We start from the raw sequence: 7,500 nt of genomic DNA on the forward strand, positions 1-7,500 counted from the left end.
GTTCAAACAGAAGGTCATTGGTGGCCGGGTCCACGGCGGTGATGCCCAACACATAGCAGACGGCAGAGTTCGCCGCGGACCCCCGCCCCTGACACAGGATCGGCGTGCCCACACCATGGCGCGCATACTGGATCACGTCATATATGGTCAGGAAATATTGCGGGACATTGCACTTGGCGATCATCGCCAGCTCTTTTTCCAGCGTCGCGCGCACCTTGTCCGGCACACCATCGGGATAGCGCCAGGCCGCCCCCTTCCATGTCAGTTCGGTCAGGTAATCCTGCGCCGTGCGCCCATTGGGAATGTTCTTTTTCGGGTATTCATAAGACAGCTCGCGCAGATCAAACCGGCAGGCATCCGCGACCTTGCGGGTGGCGCGAATGGCATGGGGCCACTCGGCAAACAGGGCCTCCATCTGTGCGGGCGATTTCAGGTGGCGTTCGGCATTGGCATCCAGCAGGAACCCGGCTTTGGTGATCGTGGTCTTGTGCAGAATGCAGGTCATGACATCCTGCAATGGCCGCCGATCCGGCGCGTGATAATGCACATCATTGGTGGCGAGGATGCACAGCCCGTATTCTTTCGCCAACCCATCCAACCGATTGATCCGCGCACGGTCCGTGCCGCGATAAAGATAGCTGACCGCAATGTGGCGAAGCGTTGGAAGCGCGCGCGCCAGACGACGCAGACCGGCAGCGAAATACGCCAGATCCTCGCCGGGGCAGGCAATTAACTGCACGCCTTCGCTGTGGCCAGCCAGATCATCAAGCGTGATGTCACAAGCACCCTTTGCCTGCCAACCGCCATCCACATCCCGCATCTTGCCCTTGGACAGCAAGGTGCATAGACGGCCATAGGCCGCCCGGTCGCAGGGATAGGCAAGAAATTCCTCGCCGCTGACCAGCTTTAACCGGCAGCCAATGATCGGACGCAAACACGCCTTGCGCGCCTGGGCGTGGAGGCGCACGACCCCCGCCATCGTGTTCAGATCCGCAACCCCCAACGCGTCATATCCAAGCTCCCAAGCGGTGCGCGTCAGATCGACCGCGTCAGACGCGCCGTGAAGAAAGGAAAAGCACGTCGTCACCCCAAGCTCGACAAAGCCCGTGCGCGGGTTGGGGGAAAACCCATCTTCGGATAAGGTGCGCCGAGGGGTTCGGTTGTCCATATCAGGCATCAGGCAAACATCCCGTGGACAAACCAACGGGGGTCCCCGCCGCGCCCATCTTCATGCAAGCCTTCGCGATAGAGCCACAGGCGCCGTCCGGCCTGATCTTCCACTTTGAAGTAATCGCGCAAACGGGTGTTGGGCCGATCACACCACCATTCCGGCGCGATCCGTTCCGGCCCGGTATAACGCGCCACCCGGTGCGTTTGCCGCCGCCAGATGAACTGCGCGGGCGGGCCTTCGGGCACGGCGTACAGCACGCGCACCTCTTCGGGGGGCTGCATGATGCGGATGGGACGATCTTTCAAAGGTAAAACGGTCCCATCCGTTGCCGGGGCCACAGCGCCCAACGCCCCAACCCAGTGTTCGGCCCGTTCTGGCACATGGCTTGCCTGCAAAACCGGACGCTGGACCGCACCGGCCCCAAGTCGCGCCGTCAGCCGGTCGATCAACTGAGGTAACGGCACCCCTTCGTCGCTGCGCCCATCCAGCCGGACCTGAACAGTGTTCATCTGCTCGACCATCCCGGCCTCTAACGTGATCAGGTCAAAACCGAAGCCCGGATCAATCCGCTCCAGCTTGTCATCGAACAGTCGGCACAGGTGGGGGGCATCGCGACTGGCGGAAGCGGTGGCAACCTCAAGCCGGCGCACCTCGCCATCTGTGCGATAGACCGTCAGATGCAAGCGACGGCAGCCAAGCCCCCCGTCTGCCAATTGCCTGCACACATCCTCACACAGCGTAAGCAAATAGGCGGTTGGATCCAGTATTGGTTCGGGCAGGCGCATCTGCGCGCGGATCGGGGGTCGCGCGTCGACACTGGCCACCGGTTCGGCCAGCCGCCCCATCGCCTGATCCAGCCGCATCAGCGGATTGGCACCAAGGGCGGCGCGCACAAACCGCCGGGTCAGCGACAGGCGTGGAACCTCGTCCAGCTGGCCAATAGTTTTCAACCCAAGCCGCCGTAGCAAAAGCAACGTATCTGCATTCAGGCGCAAAGCCGCCACGGATAAAGGAGCAAGCTGTTGGGCTATCTCAGCCTCATTGCAGATTGCGCGCACGGACCCAAATCGCGCCAACCCCCACGCCGCCCCCCAAGTCGGCGCGATCGCCAGATACGAGGTCACCCCCAGCAAGGACAGGCGCGTTTCCATGTCGATCAACATCGCTGCCTCGCCGCCGAACAGATGATCACAGCCCGTGGTGTCAAGGATCAGCCCATTCGCCCCATCAACCACGGTCCAGGGACACCAGCGCCGCACCCAAAGGGACAAACGGTCCAGCGCAAGCTTGTCCCCGGCAATATCCGCATATTCCACCCGCAATGTCGGGCAAACCGCGCGCATATCCACGACGCGTGCCCCCTGCGTGACCCCCATCGTGCGCGCCGCCCGGTTCGCGGCATGGATCACCTGCCCATGCGCCCCATCGACCACAAGCACGACAGGCACATCATCGGGCGGCGCGCTGCCTTGGCGCTCCATCACCTTCTGCCACCGCTCCATCGCGAAATGGGGCATCGAAATCGAGGCGATTCGCCGCCCGGTCATAACTCACCCCCCATGTGCCGGGCTTGCGGGTGCGGGACTTGAACAGCTCGGCCCGCCAGCGGGGATCGCCCGGCGCGGTCGGGTCGTCCGGATGCAACGCCGAGGGCAACGAGGTGATGCGCCACCGGTCGCGCGCCGCACTCAGGTCCGGGCTGGCAGCGCGTCGGATCAACCAACAGGCCACGCCCGCCGCTTCGGCCCGCAAGGCAAGCCGCTTGCTGGCGGTGAAGTCGAGCACAGCCGGGTCGCCCCAAACCTCGCCGATCACCGCCGCTAACGCCTTGCACCGCAAGCCTTCTTCCATAGCCCACAGCACATCGGCAGGTCGCCCGGTTGCCACCCGCACCACCGGCCGCTGCGCCCCGATCCCCGGTAAATAAGGCCGTCCCGTTTCTTTGAACGACAGCCGATCCTGAACCCACAAAACGGGACCAGATTTTCGCGCGAGAGTCGCAAGCACAAACCCCACCGCCCCGGCATCGGTAGCGGTTGACGGAAACACCTCGGACAAGGTGCGTTTGTCCTGCACCCCGTGCCCCGCCCTGCGCCGCGCGCGTTTTATGGAAAGAGTTTCTGGCATACATCCCACAGAGAATCCGACTTATGTTCTCTTTTTGTTCTACACCATAGTGACCGGTTTTGCCAATGAGATGAGGATGGGGATGTCTGATAAAATGACGGTGAGATCTTACTCAACAATATCCAGAAATGCCTCCATCTCGTCGAGCCGGTCCGTCACGTTGGCCACCGCAAGCACCTTTTCGATGTCCTGCGCGAACCCCGGAAAATGATCGACAAATGCCGTGCCGCGTTCCTTGCTGCCGATGAACAAAAGTTTTGCAACGATATTGTCGTTTCTGATGTAGACCGAGCAGTTCAAGGATCGACCTTCTTCCATGTGCGCCCAGCCCTTGCAGTTGACCCAATGGAAGGGGATGTCGCTATCTTCGGTCGGTCGATAGATATAGACACCGCCAGCGGGCTTATCTCCGGAATGAGCGTTGGTGAACTCATGGGCTTCATACTCCACTCCGCCAAAGAGCCTGATACCGGTGATAGGTTTGTTTCTGATTGCATTCTTGAGGCGATCGGTTCCATCTACTCTCTCCATCACTCTCAGATTTGTTGGCGAGTATCGTGACATCAGGTCGGGAACAACCGCGGGGTTGATGCGCAAAATAAACTGATGCCAGGGAAGATCTCCTCCCCCGCCGCGAGGGCGACACGCCCGGTAGTATGCCTCTCCCATCTTTAGGACAATCCCATGTGGCGCAAGTTCTTCTGTGTGCAGGCAGTAGGGGATGTTTTTCTCCTGCGCCGATGCCTGTTCTGCCCATGCGGCAGTCAAAGCGGTCAGGAGCAACATGCTCATGAATAATCTTCGCGACACCATGTCTGAACCAACCAAATCAATCTTCCCCACCACCTTACGGCGAGATGCTTGGTTCTTCGAGCGGATTTTAGACTGGACGCGGATTACTGTACTCCCCCCCCTGAACGCAAAACCGCCGGCAGCTTATTCAGCTACCGGCGGTTTGTTTGTGTTGATATCGTATTTGAGAGAATTAGCTCTTTTCTAGGTTTGGCGGTGACCTACTCTCCCACGTCTTAAGACGCAGTACCATTGGCGCGACAGTGCTTAACTTCCGAGTTCGGGATGGGATCGGGTGTTTCACTTGTGCTGTGACCACCAAACCGAGGAAAGAGCTAATTGGAGCGATGCTTTTGTTTGCTTCTCTCCAGTTCCAAGTCAGTACACTTAGGTGTGTATGCTTTTGAGTGATCGTAAAAGTGTCTAGCTTCTACTGGATCAAATCAAGCCTATCGGACAATTAGTACCGGTCAACTGAACGCATTGCTGCGCTTACATCTCCGGCCTATCGACGTGGTAGTCTTCCACGGTCCTCAGGGATACCTTGTTTTGAGGGGGGCTTCCCGCTTAGATGCCTTCAGCGGTTATCCTGTCCGAACATAGCTACCCAGCACTGCCGTTGGCACGACAACTGGTCCACCAGTGGTTCGTTCACCCCGGTCCTCTCGTACTAGGGGCAACTCCTCTCAAGTATCCTACACCCACGGCAGATAGGGACCGAACTGTCTCACGACGTTCTAAACCCAGCTCACGTACCTCTTTAAACGGCGAACAGCCGTACCCTTGGGACCTGCTCCAGCCCCAGGATGAGATGAGCCGACATCGAGGTGCCAAACACTGCCGTCGATATGGACTCTTGGGCAGTATCAGCCTGTTATCCCCGGCGTACCTTTTATCCGTTGAGCGATGGCCCTTCCACTCGGGACCACCGGATCACTATGGCCGTCTTTCGACTCTGCTCGACTTGTCAGTCTCGCAGTCAGGCTGGCTTCTGCCATTGCACTCAACGAGCGATTTCCGACCGCTCTGAGCCAACCTTCGCGCGCCTCCGTTACTCTTTAGGAGGCGACCGCCCCAGTCAAACTACCCGCCACGCAGGGTCCCGGATCCGGATAACGGACCGCGGTTAGACATCAAACAAAACAAGGGTGGTATCTCAAAGGAGGCTCCACAGAAACTAGCGTTCCTGCTTCAAAGCCTACCACCTATTCTGCACATATTGTATCTGATGCCAGTGCGAAGCTGTAGTAAAGGTGCACGGGGTCTTTCCGTCTAACCGCGGGAAGCCTGCATCTTGACAGGCAATTCAATTTCGCTGAGTCGATGTTGGAGACAGCGGGGAAGTCGTTACGCCATTCGTGCAGGTCGGAACTTACCCGACAAGGAATTTCGCTACCTTAGGACCGTTATAGTTACGGCCGCCGTTTACCGGGGCTTCAATTCGGAGCTTGCACTCCTCCTTTTAACCTTCCGGCACCGGGCAGGCGTCAGACCCTATACGTCGTCTTGCGACTTCGCAGAGCCCTGTGTTTTTAGTAAACAGTCGCCACCCCCTAGTTTGTGCCCCCAGTCAATACTTGCGTAGAAACTGGGCCTCCTTCTCGCGAACTTACGGAGGTATTTTGCCGAGTTCCTTCAACATCGTTCTCTCAAGCGCCTTGGTATACTCTACCTATCCACCTGTGTCGGTTTAGGGTACGATCTAATAGAGGGGCTATTTCCAGGAACCTCTTAGCAGCCCATTCAATCCGATAAGGATGAACTACCTTCGAGATCCGTCACCACCTCATGGCCCAGGAATATTAACCTGGTTCCCATCGACTACGCCTTTCGGCCTCGCCTTAGGGGTCGGCTTACCCTGCTCAGATTAGCTTTAAGCAGGAACCCTTGGATTTTCGGCGACAGGGTCTCTCACCCTGTTTGTCGCTACTCATGTCATCATTCTCACTAGTGATCTCTCCACCGGATCGCTCACGCGCCGGCTTCACAGAAAGCTCCAATCCTCAAACATGCCCGAAGGCATTAATGAGGAACGGAACTATGTCACACTACGCTCTGCTACCGCGTGCACATAAGTGCACACCCTAAGCTTCGGCTCATGGCTTGAGCCCCGGTACATCTTCGCCGCAAGACAACTTAAATTAGACCAGTGAGCTGTTACGCTATCTTTAAAGGATGGCTGCTTCTAAGCCAACCTCCTGGTTGTTTTGGTCGTCTCACCTGCTTTCCCACTTAGCCATGAATTAGGGGCCTTAGCTGTAGGTCAGGGTTGTTTCCCTCTCCACAACGGACGTTAGCATCCGCTGTGTGTCTGCCATATAGTACTTCTCGGTATTCGGAGTTTGATTAGGATCAGTAAGGCTGTAGGCCCCCATTACCCATTCAGTGCTCTACCCCCGAGAGTATTCGTATGACGCTCTACCTAAATAGATTTCGCAGAGAACCAGCTATCTCCGAGTTTGATTGGCCTTTCACCCCTAGGCACAGCTCATCCCGATCTTTTTCAACAGATGTGGGTTCGGTCCTCCAGTGCGTGTTACCGCACCTTCAACCTGGCCATGCCTAGATCACTCGGTTTCGGGTCTGATCCACCTAACTCATTCGCCCTATTAAGACTCGCTTTCGCTGCGCCTACACCTAACGGCTTAAGCTTGCTAGATAGACCAAGTCGATGACCCATTATACAAAAGGTACGCCGTCAGCCCTCAAGGGGCCTCCGACTGATTGTAGGCGTTCGGTTTCAGGTACTGTTTCACTCCCCTCGTCGGGGTGCTTTTCACCTTTCCCTCACGGTACTGGTTCACTATCGGTCAGTAAGGAGTACTTAGCCTTCGAAGGTGGTCCTCCGATCTTCAGACAGAATTTCACGTGTTCCGCCCTACTTAATACGTCCAATCATGCTTCATATACGGGACTGTCACCCACTATGGTTGTGCTTTCCAACACATTCTATCCACACTCATGGCTCGGCTGGTCCCCGTTCGCTCGCCGCTACTAGGGGAGTATCAATTGATGTCCTTTCCTCCGGGTACTTAGATGTTTCAGTTCCCCGGGTTTGCTTTTATAAACCTATGTATTCAGTCTATAAATACCTGTCTCAGAAAGATATAAGCTGCCACAAATACTCGAAAGTATCTAAGCAATTATATCAAACTGTCAGGTGGGTTGCCCCATTCGGAGATCTTTGGGTATAACGGCTATTCTCACCTTCCCAAAGCTTATCGCAGAGTATCACGTCCTTCATCGCCTCTTACTGCCAAGGCATTCACCAAACGCCCTTCTCGCGCTTGATTTGATCCAGAAGAAGACAGACCTTTTGTATATCTGACCTCTTACCCCAGAAGGGGCAATCTGGACCAAAAGCATACTTTCCCGCGCTTCCTAACTGTTCCGAAGAACCAGATCGCAGA

The 7,500-nt window shown here is 56.8% G+C and carries 4 protein-coding genes and 2 rRNA genes (1 of these 6 only partly in view); all 6 read right to left on the bottom strand.

Features of this window, described 5'->3' with window-relative positions; all coding sequences use genetic code 11:
- Nucleotides 1-1,177 carry the beginning of an error-prone DNA polymerase gene (locus K3556_RS14140; protein ID WP_260517408.1) on the bottom strand. It extends 2,126 nt beyond the left edge of the window, so the window shows 1,177 of its 3,303 coding nt (coding positions 1-1,177); it begins with the start codon at nt 1,175-1,177; its stop codon lies off the left edge, out of view.
- Nucleotides 1,177-2,718 carry a DUF6504 family protein gene (locus K3556_RS14145; protein WP_260517409.1) on the bottom strand — a complete coding sequence of 514 codons (1,542 nt, stop codon included), beginning with the start codon at nt 2,716-2,718 and terminating at the stop codon, nt 1,177-1,179. The genes K3556_RS14140 and K3556_RS14145 overlap by 1 nt, the downstream gene beginning before the upstream one ends.
- Complete coding sequence (locus tag K3556_RS14150) at nt 2,621-3,298, bottom strand: ImuA family protein (RefSeq protein ID WP_260517410.1); 678 nt, start codon at nt 3,296-3,298, stop codon at nt 2,621-2,623. Before K3556_RS14150 ends, K3556_RS14145 begins: the two co-directional genes overlap by 98 nt.
- A 108-nt stretch (nt 3,299-3,406) precedes the next feature.
- Nucleotides 3,407-4,090, bottom strand: a complete 684-nt coding sequence (locus K3556_RS14155; RefSeq protein WP_260517411.1) for a hypothetical protein — start codon at nt 4,088-4,090, stop codon at nt 3,407-3,409.
- A gap of 208 nt (nt 4,091-4,298) precedes the next feature.
- Nucleotides 4,299-4,413 (bottom strand): 5S ribosomal RNA (gene rrf, locus K3556_RS14160).
- Between the two features lie 116 nt (nt 4,414-4,529).
- Nucleotides 4,530-7,383, bottom strand: a 23S ribosomal RNA gene (locus tag K3556_RS14165).
- Nucleotides 7,384-7,500: the final 117 nt, after the last annotated feature.

Source organism: Aliiroseovarius sp. M344, assembly GCF_025140835.1.
Taxonomy (GTDB): Bacteria; Pseudomonadota; Alphaproteobacteria; order Rhodobacterales; family Rhodobacteraceae; genus Aliiroseovarius.

Bases quoted from the DNA above. Each gene is read 5' to 3' on its own strand.
- K3556_RS14145 (WP_260517409.1), bottom strand. From the start codon at position 2,718: ATGACCGGGCGGCGAATCGCCTCGATTTCGATGCCCCATTTCGCGATG.
- K3556_RS14150 (WP_260517410.1), bottom strand. From the start codon at position 3,298: ATGCCAGAAACTCTTTCCATAAAACGCGCGCGGCGCAGGGCGGGGCAC.
- K3556_RS14155 (WP_260517411.1), bottom strand. From the start codon at position 4,090: ATGAGCATGTTGCTCCTGACCGCTTTGACTGCCGCATGGGCAGAACAG.